At 61.0% G+C, this 14,852-nt stretch carries 17 protein-coding genes; 5 read left to right on the forward strand and 12 right to left on the reverse strand.

The window, feature by feature from the left end; all coding sequences use genetic code 11:
* The 3 genes from AC11W3_RS09560 to moaA form a co-directional block, all read right to left on the reverse strand.
* Nucleotides 1–382: twin-arginine translocation signal domain-containing protein (locus tag AC11W3_RS09560; protein ID WP_484092921.1), on the reverse strand; the 382-nt coding region annotated here is incomplete at its 3' end.
* 334 nt (nucleotides 383–716) lie between these two features.
* The gene (locus AC11W3_RS09565; protein ID WP_484092922.1) at nucleotides 717–1,160 is read right to left on the reverse strand and encodes an MOSC domain-containing protein; all 444 of its coding nucleotides are present in this window, start codon (nucleotides 1,158–1,160) and stop codon (nucleotides 717–719) included.
* Between the two features lie 240 nt (nucleotides 1,161–1,400).
* Nucleotides 1,401–2,375, reverse strand: coding sequence for a GTP 3',8-cyclase MoaA (gene moaA, locus AC11W3_RS09570; RefSeq protein WP_484089805.1), 975 nt, complete (start codon nucleotides 2,373–2,375; stop codon nucleotides 1,401–1,403).
* A 382-nt stretch (nucleotides 2,376–2,757) separates the two neighbouring features.
* Between moaA and AC11W3_RS09575 the strand changes: the two genes are divergently transcribed.
* The 4 genes from AC11W3_RS09575 to pta all read left to right on the forward strand — a co-directional run bounded on the left by AC11W3_RS09575 (nucleotide 2,758) and on the right by pta (nucleotide 6,023).
* On the forward strand, nucleotides 2,758–3,969 hold the full coding sequence (locus tag AC11W3_RS09575) for a molybdopterin molybdotransferase MoeA (RefSeq protein ID WP_484089804.1): 1,212 nt from the start codon (nucleotides 2,758–2,760) through the stop codon (nucleotides 3,967–3,969).
* A gap of 1 nt (nucleotide 3,970) precedes the next feature.
* Nucleotides 3,971–4,444 carry a cyclic pyranopterin monophosphate synthase MoaC gene (gene moaC / locus AC11W3_RS09580; protein ID WP_484089803.1) on the forward strand — a complete coding sequence of 158 codons (474 nt, stop codon included), beginning with the start codon at nucleotides 3,971–3,973 and terminating at the stop codon, nucleotides 4,442–4,444.
* 14 nt (nucleotides 4,445–4,458) lie between these two features.
* The gene (gene mog / locus AC11W3_RS09585) at nucleotides 4,459–4,944 is read left to right on the forward strand and encodes a molybdopterin adenylyltransferase (protein ID WP_484089802.1); all 486 of its coding nucleotides are present in this window, start codon (nucleotides 4,459–4,461) and stop codon (nucleotides 4,942–4,944) included.
* A 77-nt stretch (nucleotides 4,945–5,021) separates the two neighbouring features.
* Complete coding sequence (gene pta, locus AC11W3_RS09590; protein ID WP_484089801.1) at nucleotides 5,022–6,023, forward strand: phosphate acetyltransferase; 1,002 nt, start codon at nucleotides 5,022–5,024, stop codon at nucleotides 6,021–6,023.
* 189 nt (nucleotides 6,024–6,212) lie between these two features.
* Here pta and AC11W3_RS09595 read toward each other — a convergent pair whose 3' ends face one another.
* Nucleotides 6,213–7,478 (reverse strand): acetate kinase, encoded by a 1,266-nt coding sequence (locus tag AC11W3_RS09595; protein WP_484092923.1) that lies wholly within the window; start codon nucleotides 7,476–7,478, stop codon nucleotides 6,213–6,215.
* A 218-nt stretch (nucleotides 7,479–7,696) separates the two neighbouring features.
* Here AC11W3_RS09595 and AC11W3_RS09600 point away from each other — a divergent pair, with 218 nt between their 5' ends.
* On the forward strand, nucleotides 7,697–7,864 hold the full coding sequence (locus AC11W3_RS09600) for a DUF362 domain-containing protein (protein ID WP_484089799.1): 168 nt from the start codon (nucleotides 7,697–7,699) through the stop codon (nucleotides 7,862–7,864).
* A gap of 114 nt (nucleotides 7,865–7,978) precedes the next feature.
* Here the strand turns inward: AC11W3_RS09600 and gltX are convergent, their stop codons facing one another.
* From gltX to AC11W3_RS09640, 8 genes are all read right to left on the reverse strand, one after another.
* Nucleotides 7,979–9,385, reverse strand: coding sequence for a glutamate--tRNA ligase (gene gltX, locus AC11W3_RS09605; protein WP_484089798.1), 1,407 nt, complete (start codon nucleotides 9,383–9,385; stop codon nucleotides 7,979–7,981).
* A 59-nt stretch (nucleotides 9,386–9,444) separates the two neighbouring features.
* Entirely contained in the window at nucleotides 9,445–9,630 is a 186-nt protein-coding gene (locus AC11W3_RS09610) for a DNA gyrase inhibitor YacG (protein WP_484089797.1), read from the reverse strand.
* Between the two features lie 82 nt (nucleotides 9,631–9,712).
* A complete protein-coding gene (locus AC11W3_RS09615; RefSeq protein WP_484089796.1) occupies nucleotides 9,713–10,555 on the reverse strand; it encodes a response regulator in 843 nt (280 codons plus the stop codon).
* Nucleotides 10,556–10,613: 58 nt separating this feature from the next.
* A complete protein-coding gene (locus AC11W3_RS09620; RefSeq protein WP_484089828.1) occupies nucleotides 10,614–11,270 on the reverse strand; it encodes an SPOR domain-containing protein in 657 nt (218 codons plus the stop codon).
* A gap of 14 nt (nucleotides 11,271–11,284) precedes the next feature.
* The gene (gene argS / locus AC11W3_RS09625) at nucleotides 11,285–12,949 is read right to left on the reverse strand and encodes an arginine--tRNA ligase (protein ID WP_484089795.1); all 1,665 of its coding nucleotides are present in this window, start codon (nucleotides 12,947–12,949) and stop codon (nucleotides 11,285–11,287) included.
* The gene (locus AC11W3_RS09630; protein WP_484089794.1) at nucleotides 12,946–13,095 is read right to left on the reverse strand and encodes a hypothetical protein; all 150 of its coding nucleotides are present in this window, start codon (nucleotides 13,093–13,095) and stop codon (nucleotides 12,946–12,948) included. Before AC11W3_RS09630 ends, argS begins: the two co-directional genes overlap by 4 nt.
* Nucleotides 13,096–13,468: 373 nt before the next feature.
* Nucleotides 13,469–13,852: an FtsB family cell division protein gene (locus tag AC11W3_RS09635; protein ID WP_484089793.1), complete on the reverse strand. Its 384-nt coding sequence runs from the start codon at nucleotides 13,850–13,852 to the stop codon at nucleotides 13,469–13,471.
* 3 nt (nucleotides 13,853–13,855) lie between these two features.
* A complete protein-coding gene (locus tag AC11W3_RS09640; RefSeq protein WP_484089792.1) occupies nucleotides 13,856–14,791 on the reverse strand; it encodes a UDP-glucuronic acid decarboxylase family protein in 936 nt (311 codons plus the stop codon).
* Nucleotides 14,792–14,852: the final 61 nt, after the last annotated feature.

Below are 14,852 nucleotides of genomic sequence, written 5' to 3' on the forward strand. Positions count from 1 at the left end.
CCTTCATGTTGCTGGCGATCCGCTCCAGCGCCCAGTCCCACGACTTCTCAACGAACTTGTCGCTGCCGGGGGCCCGGTACAGCACCTTGTTCAGGCGCCGCTCGTTGTTGGCCACCTGGAAGAGCGCACTACCCTTGGAGCACAAGGCACCCTGGTTGATCGGGTGCTCCGTGTCGCCTTCGATGTTGACGATCTTCCCGTTCTTGGTATGGACGACAAGGCCACACCCTACCGCGCAGAACGGACAGATGGTGGTCGAGCTTTTCAGCCCCTTGGTTCGTATCTGAGGCGAATCGACGCTCGCTTCAGCCTTGCCGCCGGCGAGGACTGCCGCCGCGGCCAGCGCTCCCCCCTGCAAGAACTCCCTTCTTGATACACCCATGATTAACTCCCTTTCTGAAATAAATCGCACAACTGCCAAATTGAAGATGTCCGTATACGGCAAATGCTGTGCCATTTGTTTACAGAATCCCAAAATGGAGATTTGGAGTATAAGGTGGCGATATTACTCAGCAGTCAGGCGAGGAACAAAAAGGAGGCAAGGTTGGCGTTTCCTTAGAATTGCGCACTTATGTCGTGAGGTGCGACATTTTGTCCACATTTTTACAGCAGGCGGCGCGGGTGGTCCGGATAAACGAAGGGTGGAAGAGAGGTTGGCAGGAGCAGGAGGGGTGATTCTCGTTCCCAGGCGCTAACCCGGGAACGAGAATGGGACTTCAGGCGGCTAGGGGCTCGACGGTGATCGAATCGCCCGGTTTGATCGTGCCCCCGGTGATCACCTTGGCGAAGATCCCCTCCTTGGGCATGACGCAGTCGCCGGCCTGGTAGAAGATGGCGCAGCGGGTGTGGCAGACTTTCCCGATCTGGGTGACTTCGAGGACCGTCTCGCCCAGAGTCATCCGGGTACCGATAGGGAGATTCACCAGGTCGACACCTTCCGTGGTGATGTTTTCGGCGAAGTCCCCCTCCCCGACCTTAAGACCGAGAGCCTGCATCTTGGCGATGCTCTCCATGGCCAGGAGGCTCACCTGGCGGTGCCAGTCGCCGGCGTGGGCATCGCCTTCGATGCCGTGATTCTCGCGGAGGGTGACGGAAGGCACTGCGGTCTTCCTCTCGCCTTTATTCAGACTGACGTTAACCGCCAGGACTTTGCCATTCATTTGATTCTCCTGTTAAAGCTGGTTTTGGTTTATCTCTATCTTTCAGCGCCTACAGCCCTCTCCCCCTCGCCCTCCGGGAGAGGGGCGGGGTGAGGGAGGTTCGGCCAGTTCGCGCCCATGACGTCCGTTCGCGCCCATGACGTCCGTTCGCGCCCGGAAGGGCGCTCCTGCGATGATGGCCCGAGCGTCCCCCCCTTGTCAAAGGGGGGACAGGGGGGATTTGCTTTCCGCCAGCTCCTCCTACCCCCCCACCCTCGACATGGCGAAGGGGTCTGTCCCCTCCTCCGCCACCTGGTGTCTCCCCGGCTTGGCCGCCACGATCCGCCGGATCTCCTCACGGAGGATGGCATCGTCGCCGGCGGCAAGAAAGGGTTTGAGATCCACACCGGCGCCGGAGAAGAGGCAGCTCTTGGCCATCCCGGAAGCGGTTACCCTGAGCCGGTTGCAGGCATCACAGAAATGACCGGTCATGGGGGTGATGATCCCCAGGGAACCTGCGGCCCCCTTGACACGAAAGTTTTTGGAAGGACCGGAACGTTCCGAGCTCGCACTGAGCTCGATGGGAAACCGTTCCGCTATCCGCTCCAGGATCTCGGACCCCGGCACGCAGAGGGCGCGCCAGTCCCCGTCGCCACAGGTGGGCATGTACTCGATGAACCTCACCGCGTAAGGGCGCTCCATGGTAAGCCTTACGAAGTCCAGGAGCTCCGAGTCGTTTATCCCGCGCATCACCACCACGTTTATCTTGTGTGGGGGGAACCCGACCCGCTCCGCGGTCTCGATCCCTTCGAGAACTCGCGAAAGATCACCGCCGCGGGTGATCCTGGCGAAGGTTTCGGGCTGAAGGGAGTCCAGGCTGATATTGAGCCGCTGCACCCCGGCATCGCGCAGCCCCTGAGCCATCTCGTTCAGAAGGACCCCGTTAGTGGTCAGCACCAGCTCCTTGAGCCCCGGGAGTTCCCCGAGGAGTTTCAGGAACTGGAGAATGCCCTTCCTGACCAGCGGCTCACCGCCGGTAACGCGGATTTTCTCGATGCCGGCAGCAACCGCCTCGGCAGAAATCCGCAGCAGATCGGCATATGACAGCACCTGGTCGTGGGGAAGTTTCTCCACGCCAGCTGCGGGCATGCAGTAGCTGCAACGGAGATTGCAGCGATCCGTGACGGAGAGCCGGAGGTAATTAATGCGTCTGCCGAAGTTGTCGATTAATGCCATGTCAGCTGTACCTGAAGTCGTCTTAAGGAGCACCCTCACGAGTGCGAACCAGGCGGCAGTGTTAATGATCCTTTAAGGCTTCTCTTTGCCCCTATAGCATGAAAGCCATGACGAGGTAAATCCTTCTCGGCGCCGGCAGTGTATACATTAATCACAGGCGCAGTCCAGACCTATCCCAAAATTTCGGGGATTCAGCGGGTTACATTCTAGCCTGTTTGTGCGGCCGACGGCAATAGCGTAACTGTTCAAGCCAAAATTATTGTTTATTTTGATAGAAATGTGCTATCGGTAAGTGCTGGTAAACCATAGTCCGAACAGGGGTTGACGAGCTCTTTTCTGCTGACGAGCCCCCCGGCTGTCGGAGAGTGCATGAGGCGAAACGATGAGCACTTTTGATGAAGCAAGACGTAAGGTTTTGGAAAAAGTTACTCCAGCCGGCATCGAGCGGGTACAGCTTCTCGATGCCGTGGGCCGGGTGATGGCGGCGGATTTCGCTGCCCCGTGGGACATGCCCCGCTGGAACAATTCAGCCATGGACGGCTTTGCCGTGAGAAGCGAGGACTATGTGGCGGGAGTGACCCTGAAGGTCACCGACTACATCCCCGCCGGCGCCAGTTCCGGCGACACCGTCGGCTCCGGTTGCGCCGCTCGCATCATGACGGGGGCTCCCATTCCGGCAGGGGCCGACGCCGTGGTCCCGATCGAGGAGACTGAAGCGGGCGAAGACGCCGTGAAGCTTCTGCACCCGGTGAAAAAGGGGCAGCATATCCGTTTCAGAGGCGAGGACGTGGCAAGCGGAGAGCCGGTAGTGGCAAGAGGGACGGTGATCGGTCCGCCGCAGGTGAGCCTGCTGGCGTCCTTTGGCAGCGCCCTGGTTCCCGTCTACCGCAAGCCGCGGGTGGCCATCGTCTCGACCGGCGATGAGCTCATCGAGGTCGGCAGGGAGCCGAAGGAAAGCGAGATTATCAACAGCAACAGCCTGGCGCTGGCGGCGGCAATCAAGCTGTGCGGCGCCGAGCCCGTGATCGTGGGCATCGCCCGGGACGACAAGGAGAGCCATCTGGCAATACTCGCGGAGGGGCTGAAAGCCGATGTCCTCGTCACCTCGGCGGGGGTTTCCGCGGGAGACCGCGACCTCGTGCGCGAGACGTTGGCTGAACTCGGCGTGGTGGAGGAGTTCTGGAAGCCGGGAATCAAACCCGGAGGCCCTACCGCTTTCGGCATGAAAGGCGGCACGCCGGTATTCTCCCTCCCCGGCAACCCGGTTTCGACCATGATCACCTTCGAGGAATTCGCCCGCCCTGCTCTGCTAAAAATGATGGGTCATTCGAAGCCGTTGAGGCGGACGGTGCGCGGGTATCTGCAGGACGACTTCCGCAAGAAGCCCGGGAAGCTCCATTTCCTGCGGGTCCACGTCACGGTGGAAGACGGGCGCTACCTGGCAACCACCTCAGGCAACCAGAACACGGGGATCCTGAAGACCATGCTGCGATGCAACGCCCTGGCCCTGCTCCCTGAGGACGGAACGGCGTTCAAGGCTGGAGACGAGGTGGATCTGCATATTCTTGATTCGACACTGGAAATGGAGGCATAGCATGGCATTTAATCACTTTGACGAGAGCGGCAACGCCATTATGGTCGATGTCAGCGCAAAACAACCGACCATGAGAACGGCCGTTGCCGGAGCCGTCCTGACCCTCAAGCCGGAAACGGTGGACTCCATCGTGGAGGGAAGGATAGCCAAGGGTGACGTCCTCGGAGTGGCGAGGATCGCCGGGATTGCAGCGGCGAAGAAGACCCCCGACCTGATTCCCCTCTCCCACCCGCTTGCCATCCACCACGCCGCCATCGACTTCAAGGTCGATGCGGAAAACGGGCGCATCGAAGTCATAGCTACGGTTCGTGCCTTCGAGCGTACCGGGGTCGAGATGGAGGCTATGACCTCCGCCACCGTGGCCGCCCTCACCGTCTACGATATGTGCAAGGGAACCGACAAGGGGATCGTGATCTCCGACATCGCCCTGCACTTCAAAGAAGGTGGGAAGAGCGGGGTCTTCAAAAGAGCCTGACAGGAGATGAGATTATGAAGGCAGCGATTTTAACCCTCAGCGACCGCTGCTCCACCGGCGAGAGGCAGGACGGAAGCGGACCGGCCCTGCAGGCTTGGCTGGAGGAGCGCGGCGTCACGGTGACACACACCGAAGTAATCCCGGACGAGGCACGGCTGATCTCGGAGAAGCTCACCGAGTGGTCCGACAGCGGCAACTACGACCTGATCCTCACCACCGGCGGAACCGGTGTTTCGCCGCGTGACGTCACCCCCGAGGCCACGGAGCGGATAGTGGACCGGCTCCTCCCGGGGTTCGGCGAGGTGATGCGCATGGAGAGCCTGAAGAAGACCATGAACGCCATCATCTCCCGCGCGGTGGCCGGCATCCGCAAAAACACCCTGATCATCAACCTCCCGGGGAGTCCTAAGGGCGCTACGGAGTGCATCGGCTTTGTCTGGGGCGCCGTTCCTCACACGGTTGCCAAGATCCAGGGAGATCCGGAGGAGTGCGGAAGGTAAGGCCTTTTCTATTGACCAGACCTCCCACCTAGGTTATAAACCTAACATGGTTTTAAATCTTATGTGGGAGGACATTCATGTCGTTGATAGAGCTTATTAAAGAAAAGGCGCGGAAGGATGTTAGAACCGTTGTCTTACCTGAAAGCTACGATGAAAGAATGCTTTATGCCGCCCAGCAGGTTGTGGAACAGGGTTTGGCGAAGGTCATACTGCTCGGCAACCCTGAGGAGCTGAAAAATTCATCCGCCGATAAGGGAATAAACCTCTCCGGGGTCGAAATCATCGATCCGGCGACTTCCTCCAAACTTTCCACCTACGTAGACAAACTGGTCGAGCTACGCAAGTCCAAGGGGCTGACCCCGGAGGAGGCCAAGGAACTCCTCACCGCCCCCGATCACCTCTATTTCGCCGGGATGATGGTCCGCGAAGGTGACGCCGACGGCGAGGTGGCCGGAGCAACCGGCACCACCGGCGACGTCCTGCGTGCCGCGTTCCAGACCGTCGGCCCCGCTGCCGGCATCAAGACGGTATCCTCCTTCTTCCTCATGGCCACCAAGACCGCCGACTTCGGCGAGAACGGCGTCGTCCTCTTTGCCGACTGCGCAGTGAATCCCAATCCCGACGCCCAGGCGTTGGCCGAGATCGCCGTGGCGACCGCGAAGAACTGCACGGCCTTCCTCGATGTCCCGGCAAGGGTTGCGATGCTCTCCTTCTCCACCAAGGGGAGCGCGAAGCATCCTGACGCGGACAAGGTTCTGAAGGCGCTGGAGATTGCGAAGGGGATGGATCCGGAGCTCAACATCGACGGCGAGCTTCAGGCCGACGCCGCCATCATCCCGGCGGTCGGCGGCAAGAAAGCCCCCGGCAGCCCCGTTGCGGGCAAGGCCAACGTCCTGGTCTTCCCGACGCTGGATGCCGGCAATATCGCCTACAAGCTGGTCGAGCGTATGGCCGGCGCCGCTGCCATCGGTCCGGTCATCCAGGGCCTGGCCAAGCCGGTGAACGATCTCTCCCGCGGCTGTTCGGTGCAGGACATCGTCGACGTGGCAGCCATTACGGCGGTACAGGCACAGGGGTAAGAACCAAATCCCCCTGGCCCCGCCTTGCAATCGGGGACGAGAGGGACTCGCAGGGAACGAGGTCGGCTTAGACAGGTTTACATCCTGTCTATCCTGTCCATCCCTGTTAAATGACTTTGGGTTTGAAAAAAAGAGGCCGGCGGGAAAATCCCGCCGGCCTCTTTTGGTCTCTCTTCTGCAATCCCTCTCTTATTTCCTGACGAAGTCCGGTTTGGAGAAACTGTACTCGAAGCTCATGTGGTCGGTGTAGGTGCCGTCCAGGATGGCCGCCACGTCCTCGGTGAATACCAGCTCCTCGTCGGTCGGGATGACGTACACCTTGACCGGCGACTCGTCGCTCGTGATCAGAGTCTCACGCTTGCGGGTCATGGCCGAGGCGTGTCTCTCCTTGTCCAGGATGATCCCTATGTGCTCGAGCCCCGTCAGGGCCTTCTCCCTGATCGGTGCCCCCATCTCGCCCACCCCGGCCGTGAAGATGACCGCGTCGAGCCTGCCGACTACCGAGAGATAGGTGCCGATATACTTCTTGAGACGGTAAGCCTCGATCTCCAGCGCCAGCGAGCAGAGCTTGTCACCCGCTTCGGCGTGCTCGATCACGTCGCGGCGGTCGGTGAAGCGCCCGGTGATGCCGATGACGCCACTCTTCTTGTTGAGGATGCTGTCGATCTCCTTGGCGGAGAGGTTGTCCTTCTGCATCATGAAGGCGGGAATGGCGGGATCGATATCGCCGCAGCGGGTCCCCATCATGGCGCCTTCCAGCGGGGTAAGCCCCATGCTGGTGTCGACGGAGACGCCATTTTTGATGGCGCAGTGGGAAACCCCGTTCCCGATGTGCATGGTGATCAGGTTGCACCCTTTGGCCGGTTTCCCGAGCAAAGCGGCGGCGCGCTTGGAGACGTAGAGATGCGAGGTCCCGTGGAAGCCGTAGCGCCTGACCCCGTATTTCTCGTACCACTCGTAGGGGAGCGGGTAGAGGTAAGCGTGCTCCGGCATGGTCTGATGGAACGCCGTGTCGAAAATCGCCACCTGCGGGACATCAGGGAGGACCGCCATGGCGCCCTCGATACCGGCAATGTTGGGGGGGTTGTGCAGGGGTGCCAGATGCTGCACTTCGGTGACGGCAGCCAGCACATCGTCGTCAATAAGTACCGACCGGGTAAAGCGCTCGCCACCGTGGACGACACGGTGCCCCACTGCGGCGATCTGCTTTATGTCCTTCAGCACGCCGTGTTCGGCGGAGGTCAGGGTGCGCAGGATGAGGTCGACGGCGACAGTGTGGTCGGGGCAGTCAGAGTTTTCCCGGTAGGTCTCCCGCCCCGGGACTTCGTGGATGATGAAGGAATCGCCGATGACGACCCTCTCGACCATCCCCTTGGCGACAACCACTTTTTTATCCCAATCAAACAACTGGTATTTTACCGAAGAACTCCCGCAGTTTAGTGCCAGTATATCCATCTAGCTAAGACCCCCGTCGAGTATGTGGTCCGCCGTCCCACCGGCAGGACCATCACAAATAAAACCTTTTTTTATATATACAGTAGAGTTGTCGACAGTTCAAGATTTTTCTCCTGGACCAGCGAAAAATGGCAGGAGCTTTATGGTGGACTTTTTCTACGCGGTGTGCTAATTTTCCCGGAAAAATAACCGCAAAACTGCAAAAGGAGGTGAATACTTTGGCACATACCATTACTGAAGAGTGCATCAACTGCGCTGCCTGCGAGGATTCCTGCCCGGTTAACGCCATCGTTGAGGCTGGTGACAAAAGGACTATCACTGCAGATACCTGCATTGACTGCGGTGCTTGCGTCGACACCTGCCCGGTGACCGCCATCCACTCCTAATCCTGTCAGCAACATGCAATGCCATGGCCTGCAGGGCGTCCTTCGCCCCTGTGGGCCATTCTTTTTTCAGCCCCTCCAAAAGGAGAAGGGGGCTTTCGCCCCCCTCCCCTCCGTTTACCGGTAGCTCAACGGAATCGCCCGTTCCACCCGCTTCCTGGTCTCCGCTTTGCCCAGCACCTCGATCATCTCGTAGATACCGGGGGAAGCCGTGGTTCCCGAAAGTGCCAGCCTTACCGCAGGTCCGATCTGGCCGAGCTTGATCCCCTTCTCCTCGCAGATCTCCTTGAAGACCCCCTCGATCCCGGCCATGTCGAAGGGCTCCAGCGCCTCGAGCTTGTTGAGCAGCAACTGGAGGAGCGCCGGGGTCTCGGCATTGAAAAACTTCGTCACACCCTTCTCGTCGTACTCGAAATGCTCCTTGTAGTAGAAGAGAGCGCCGTCGGCCAGCTCCAGCATGGTCCTGGCCCTTTCCTGCAGCGTCCTGACCACCGCCGCCAGGTCCGGTCCCCCTTCCTGCGGATCGACTCCCCGCTCCTTGAGGAACGGCGTCACCAGCGACGCCAGTCGCAGCGGGTCGCCGGTCTTGATGTAGTGGGCATTCAACCAGAGGAGCTTGTCGGGGTTGAAGACACTGGCCGACCGCCCCACGTTCTCGATGGAGAACTTCTGGACCAGGTCCTGCAGGGAGAAGATCTCCTCGTCTCCGCAGCTCCACCCGAGACGCACCAGGTAGTTGACCATGGCCTCGGGGAGAAAGCCCATGTCGCGGTAGGCCATGACGCTGGTGGCGCCGTGGCGCTTGGAGAGCCGGGCCTTGTCGGCGCCGAGGATCATCGGCACGTGGGCGAAGCTCGGCACCGGGACCTCGAGCGCCTCGTACAGGAGGATCTGGCGCGGAGTGTTGTTCACGTGGTCGTCCCCGCGGATGACGGTGGTGATCCCCATGGTGGCGTCGTCGATGACCACCACGAAGTTGTAGGTGGGGGTGCCGTCGGTGCGCTGGATGATCAGGTCGTCGAGCTCGGCGTTTTCAAAGGTGATTCTCCCCTTGATCAGGTCGGGCCACGAAGTCGCACCATCCTGAGGAGCCTTGAAGCGCACCACGTAGGGGCGGCCGTCGTCGGGCTGCGGCGGGAGGTTGCGGCAGGTCCCGTCGTACTTGGGCTTGCCGCCTTCCTTCATGGCCTTTTCCCGCTTGGCCTCGAGTTCCTCGGCCGAGCAGTAGCACTTGTAGGCCTTGCCGGCGTCGATCAGCTTCTGGACATACTGCTTGTAGAGGGGGAAGTTGTCCGACTGGTAGAAGGGACCCTCGTCCCAATCGAGGCCCAGCCACTTCATCCCTTCCAGGATGGCATCGACAGATTCCTGGGTGGAACGGGCCACGTCGGTGTCTTCGATTCTCAGGATGAAGGCGCCCTGCTGCTTCCTGGCCAAAAGCCAGTTGAAAAGCGCGGTACGCGCCCCGCCTACGTGGAGATAACCGGTCGGGCTGGGGGCGAAACGGAGACGAACTTGTGACATGAATGGCTCCTTTGAAAAGTGATCATTGCATGACTGCAAATGGTGGTCAGACGGGTGAATTACTCCTCGTTTTCTTCTTCCTCTTCTTCCGGCGCCCTTTCTCCCGGGATGCGGTACCCCTCCGAGGCCCAGACCCCGAGGTCGACCATCTTGCACCTCTTGGAGCAAAACGGCCGGTAAGGGTTCCCCTCGAGGGGCGCATCCTTCCGGCATTTTGGACACTTCACACTCTTTATGGCGCTCACGGCTTTACCCCTGCAAAGAAAATACCTCCAGCGCTGGTGCTCTGGAGGGTTGAGTTGACGGCTCTGAATTTACGGGCCTGTTTCAGGACAGGCGGTAGTTTTTCTGGCTGAACTGGAGCGCCCGCTTCACCCGGGTTATCAGGGTCGCTTCCCTTACCGGCTTCTGGATGAAGTCAAAGAACCCCCGCTCGAAGGCCTTGATCTCGTCGTCGGGGTTGGTCGAGCCGGCCACCAGGATGATGGGGATGGCACTCAGCTCGGGCATGGTACGGAGCGCGTCGAAGAAGCCGTAGTCGTGCAGGTTGGGCATGTCGTGGTCGGTGATGACCACCTTCGGCTTCTCGGTCAGGATCGCCTTGTAGGCCTCGAGGCCGTCCGCTACCCGGGTCACCCGGTACCCCTGCCGCCCCAGCGTTTCGGCGAAGGTCCTGCCGATTTCCCTGTCGGCCTCCACCAGGAGCACGGTGTCCGCCGCGAAGGTGCGCACCTCTTTCTTGAGGTAGTTCTTGCAGATGGCGGCGTAGATTTCCTTGCGGGTCGCCACGAAGGGGGTAACGCTCAACTCCTGCTCCACCGAGAGGTTCCTCACCACCCGCATTTCCGTCGGGTCGGCTATCGCCAGCGCCAGCCTCCGGTTCTCCAGCTTCAGCGGAAAGATGTAATTCTCCATCGCCACCTCGACCGGGATGGTGGCGAGCAATTCGTCGGAGAAGGAAAAGCCGGAAAAGTTGCTGGCGACCCTGCAGGCATGCTGGCTGGCGAGGGCGGCGGCCAACTCCTCCGCCGTGACCAGCTCCAGTTCCTCAAGGAACGTTCCGAAGCGCTTGTTGAGCCGCTTCGAGATGAGCAGCATCCGCTCCACGGTCTTTTCCGTCAGGACGCCGTTTTCTATGAAGATTTCGCCGATCTTTGGTCTGGTTTCCATGAGTCATCCCCGCTAGGGATAACTATAGCATCGGCTTGGCGAAAAACAGCAGGACAGGCTACTCGGCAAGTACCATGGCACCCTTGCCCGATTTCCCCGCCACATCCTGGGCCTCTTCCCTGCTGAGGTGCTTCCCTACCCTCAGCCGGTACCAGACCCCCTTGTCGGCAAGCTTCGATTCCACCAGGTAGGCGGCGACCCCTTTGGCGGCCAGCTTTCCCTGCGCCGTCTCGGCCTCCTTCTTGTCGCGGTAGGAGGCCAGTTGAACGGTATAGCGCCCTGCGGCCTGCTCCTTCTCCTGTGCAGCCGGGGCGGGGACCGGGGGGGCCGGAGCGGCAGGAGCCGCGGCATGCACGGACGGGCCCTCCGGTTTCTTGAGGTTCAGCCCGCTCCCTATGGCGCCCTTTCCTCCGGCGGGAAGGGTGTTGTAGAAAGTGAGGGGGGCGTCCTTGGGAACGGGCTGGTTTTGGGGAGGCGCTGCCTCATCCTTCTTTACCGGCTGGGCCGCGACTGCCGGCGCCACCGCACCCTTCTTCGGCCCATGGAAAAGAAGCCATCCGGTCAGCACGCCGGCGCCGAAGGTGGCCACCAGGGCGACCACCGCCAGAAACGCGAAGAGGCCGATCGGCTCCCTGCGGGGCCTGTTCTTCTGGACCGGTTTACGTTCGACGCTGTCCTTGGTACCCGGTCTCTTTTCGCTGTAGTCGATCACCATCGCCAAGTACCCTTCTACATCCTCTCAGGAGCCGATATCCCCAGTACGGTGAGTGCATTCTTCAGGGTGATGGCGACGCAGTGCAGCAGGAAGAGCCGGGCCTGGGTCAGCTCGGGCTCCTCGGGAGTGATCACGCGGCTTTTGTTGTAGAAGCTGTGGAACTCGCCGGCCAGGTCCTGCAGGAAGTAGGTGATCCGGTGCGGCTCGAAGTTGAGCGCCGCCGCCTCCAGGACCTCCGGGTACAGGGAGAGCTTCTTGATCAAGGCCATGTCGTCGGCGCTTTCCAGAAGCTCCAGCCTGACGTCGTCGAAAGCCGGCTCGACTCCCCTCTCGCGGGCGGTGTCGAAGATGCTCCTGATCCTGGCGTGGGCATACTGCACGTAGTAGACCGGGTTGTCGTTGCTCTGGCGCTTGGCCAGTTCCAGGTCGAAGTCGAGCTGGCTGTCGGAACGGCGCATCAGGAAGAAGAAGCGTGCCGCGTCGCGACCGACCTCGTCGACGACTTCCTTCAGGGTGACGAACTCGCCGCTCCTGGTGGACATGGCCACCGGCACGCCGTCACGCAGCAGGGAGACGAGCTGCACCAGGATGATGCCGAGGTCGTCGGCCTTGCGCCCGAGCCCCTGCACGACGGCCTTGAGCCTCGGGACGTAGCCGTGGTGATCGGCGCCCCAGACGTCGATCACCCAGTCGAAGCCGCGGGTGAACTTGTCCCTGTGGTAGGCTATGTCGGAGGCGAAATAGGTGGTCACTCCGTTGCTCCTGACCACCACGCGGTCCTTGTCATCGCCGAACTCGGTGGTGCGGAACCAGAGAGCCCCCTCCTGCTCGTAGATGTGCCCCTTCTCCTGCATCTCCTTGATGGCGGAAGCCACCTTCCCCTGGTCGAAGAGGGACTGCTCCGAGAACCAGTGGTCGAAGCTGATGCCGAAGTCCTTGAGGTCGTCGTCGATCCCCTTGAGGATCAGGTCGCCCCCCATCTTGGCGAAGAAGGCCACGCCTTCCTCCTGCGGAGCCTTCAGGAAGCGGTCGCCGTGTTTGGTGATGGCGTCACGGGCGATGTCCTTGATGTAATCCCCCTGGTAGCAGTTCTCGGGGAAATCGATCTCCTCGCCCAGGAGCTCGCGGTAGCGCAGAAGGCCCGAGAGGCCGAGGGTGTTCATCTGGTTGCCGGCGTCGTTGATGTAGTACTCGCGCTCGACCTGGAAGCCGGCGGCCAGAAGGAGCGACGCCACGGCGTCACCGGTAGCCGCACCGCGGCCGTGGCCGATGTGCAGAGGGCCTGTCGGGTTGGCGCTGACGAATTCCACCTGCACCTTTTTCCCGGTGCCGACCTTGCTCTTGCCGTACTCCGCCCCGGCCTCGTCGATGACGGAGAGGAGCTTCCTCCAGGCTGTATCCTTGACGAAGAAGTTGATGAATCCAGGCCCGGCAATCTCCAGGGATCCGATGAGGTCGGAGGCCCCGGCCAGCTTCCGGACCAGGATGTCGGCTATGGCCCTGGGAGCCTTACGCTCGGCCTTGGCCATCTGCATGGCCACGTTGGTGGCAAAGTCGCCATGTTCCGGGTGCGCCGGCTTCTCCACGTTGATCGCCGGAACCACCCCCGAGGTGAGCGTGCCGTCGGCGAAACACCCCTCGATACCCTTCAGGATGCATGCGCGCAGCTGCTCCTTCATATCTTCTCCCCCTTCTCCGTATCTTCGATCTTTATGCTTATGTCCCTGCTGAAATCGGGGCAGCGGGCGCCGCCGTCGGTCACGCAGAATTTCTTGGCGCAGTTTTCACGCCAGGCGCATATCACGCAATGCTGTTGCTGAGCCATCTCGTATAACCCCTTTAATTGCTGTGAACCGCTACTCTTCGGGAAGCGGCTCGATTCTCTGCTCGGTCAACTCTCCTGGAGCGGCCACGCCAGCTTCGGTCAGGGGCGGAGGTGAGTGGCCAAACCAAATCCCCCCTGTCCCCCCTTTGTCAAGGGGGGGACGCTGAGGCCATCGTTTTCCCGAGAGAGACGCTGAGGCCATCATTTTCCCGAGGGGGACGCTGAGGCCATCATTTTCCCGAGGGGGACGCTGAGGTCATCGTATTCCCGAGGGGGACGCTGAGGCCATTGTTTCCCGAGGAGACGCTGGGGCACTCTTTTGCCGAAAACGGACGCTGGGCCGAAGGGGACGCAGCTGGCCGTGTAAAGGCGTTTAGTGCTTCTTTGCGGCGGCCGGATCAGCCTTGTGCCCGGGCACCTGCCCGCTTTTCTGATCGGCCTTCTGGTCGGCCTGTTTACCGTCCTGGGAGACCGGAGCCTTTTCCTGGGCCGGGAACTGGTAGATCACCTCGTTGCTTCTGACCAGGCCGAAATCGCGCCGAGCGATGCTTTCCAGGTAGCGCCGGTCCGACTGCAGCGCCGAGATCTCCCTCTTCAGCTTGTCGTTCTCATCCTTCAGCTCCGTGAGGCGCTTTTGCATGTCGTCGCGGTCGCGGTGCAGATGGTTAATGCGCAAAAGCCCCCGGTCCCCGAAGACGGTGAAGTAGAGGATGAAGACGATGATCGCCAGAGGTGTCAGGAACAGCCGTTTCTGCATCAGCTACCCCGCGGAAAGGACGGAGTCGAAGTACTCGATGGTGCGTTTGAGCCCCTGGTCCACCGAGACCTTCGGCTCCCAGCCAAGCATCTCCTTGGCCAGGGTGATGTCGGGCTGCCGCTGCTTGGGATCGTCGGCCGGAAGCGGGTTGTAGACGATGCGCGAGCGGGAACCGGTGAGGTCGATGATCCTCTGGGCGAACTCGAGAATCGTGGTTTCGCAAGGGTTGCCGAGGTTGACCGGGCCGATGAAGCCGGTGCGGTCCATCATGCGCATCATCCCCTCGACCAGGTCGGTCACGAAGCAGAAGGAGCGGGTCTGGTCGCCTTTGCCGTAGACGGTGATGTCCTGCCCCCTGAGCGCCTGCAGGATGAAGTTCGACACCACGCGGCCGTCGTTTTCGGCCATCCTGGGCCCGTAGGTGTTGAAGATCCTGATGATCCTGACGTCGACGTTGTTCTGGCGATGGTAGTCCATCATCAGCGTCTCCGCCACCCGCTTCCCCTCGTCGTAGCAGCTCCGGATCCCCAGCGGATTGACGTTCCCCCAGTACGACTCGGTCTGCGGGTGCACCTGCGGGTCGCCGTAGACCTCAGAGGTCGAGGCCTGCAGGATCCTGGCCCTCACCCTCTTGGCCAGCCCGAGCATGTTGATGGCGCCCATGACGCTGGTCTTGGTGGTCTTGACCGGATTGTACTGGTAGTGAATGGGGGATGCCGGGCAGGCGAGGTTGAAGATCCGGTCGACCTCCAGGAGGATCGGCTCGGTGACGTCGTGCCGGATCAGTTCGAAGTGGCGGTTCTCGAAAAGCGGAGCGATGTTGCGCTTGTTCCCCGTGAAAAAGTTGTCGAGGCAGATGACCTCGTGACCGTCGTTGATGAGCCTCTCGCAGAGGTGTGATCCGATGAAGCCGGCACCGCCGGTGACAAGAACGCGCATGAAGTGAACCTTTCTGGGTGAACAATTTCACCCCTCCGTCGGGAGGGGATGGGGACTACGG

This window comes from Geomonas sp., from assembly GCF_056994735.1.

What these genes read in the sequence shown, in the direction of transcription:
- moaA (WP_484089805.1), bottom strand. Translation starts at nt 2,375, where the DNA reads ATGGCATTAATCGACAACTTCGGCAGACGCATTAATTACCTCCGGCTC.
- AC11W3_RS09595 (WP_484092923.1), bottom strand. Translation starts at nt 7,478, where the DNA reads ATGGATATACTGGCACTAAACTGCGGGAGTTCTTCGGTAAAATACCAG.
- gltX (WP_484089798.1), bottom strand. Translation starts at nt 9,385, where the DNA reads ATGTCACAAGTTCGTCTCCGTTTCGCCCCCAGCCCGACCGGTTATCTC.
- AC11W3_RS09565 (WP_484092922.1), bottom strand. Translation starts at nt 1,160, where the DNA reads ATGAATGGCAAAGTCCTGGCGGTTAACGTCAGTCTGAATAAAGGCGAG.
- AC11W3_RS09575 (WP_484089804.1), top strand. Translation starts at nt 2,758, where the DNA reads ATGAGCACTTTTGATGAAGCAAGACGTAAGGTTTTGGAAAAAGTTACT.
- AC11W3_RS09630 (WP_484089794.1), bottom strand. Translation starts at nt 13,095, where the DNA reads ATGGCTCAGCAACAGCATTGCGTGATATGCGCCTGGCGTGAAAACTGC.
- AC11W3_RS09615 (WP_484089796.1), bottom strand. Translation starts at nt 10,555, where the DNA reads ATGGAAACCAGACCAAAGATCGGCGAAATCTTCATAGAAAACGGCGTC.
- AC11W3_RS09635 (WP_484089793.1), bottom strand. Translation starts at nt 13,852, where the DNA reads ATGCAGAAACGGCTGTTCCTGACACCTCTGGCGATCATCGTCTTCATC.
- AC11W3_RS09620 (WP_484089828.1), bottom strand. Translation starts at nt 11,270, where the DNA reads ATGGTGATCGACTACAGCGAAAAGAGACCGGGTACCAAGGACAGCGTC.
- argS (WP_484089795.1), bottom strand. Translation starts at nt 12,949, where the DNA reads ATGAAGGAGCAGCTGCGCGCATGCATCCTGAAGGGTATCGAGGGGTGT.
- pta (WP_484089801.1), top strand. Translation starts at nt 5,022, where the DNA reads ATGTCGTTGATAGAGCTTATTAAAGAAAAGGCGCGGAAGGATGTTAGA.
- mog (WP_484089802.1), top strand. Translation starts at nt 4,459, where the DNA reads ATGAAGGCAGCGATTTTAACCCTCAGCGACCGCTGCTCCACCGGCGAG.
- moaC (WP_484089803.1), top strand. Translation starts at nt 3,971, where the DNA reads ATGGCATTTAATCACTTTGACGAGAGCGGCAACGCCATTATGGTCGAT.
- AC11W3_RS09640 (WP_484089792.1), bottom strand. Translation starts at nt 14,791, where the DNA reads ATGCGCGTTCTTGTCACCGGCGGTGCCGGCTTCATCGGATCACACCTC.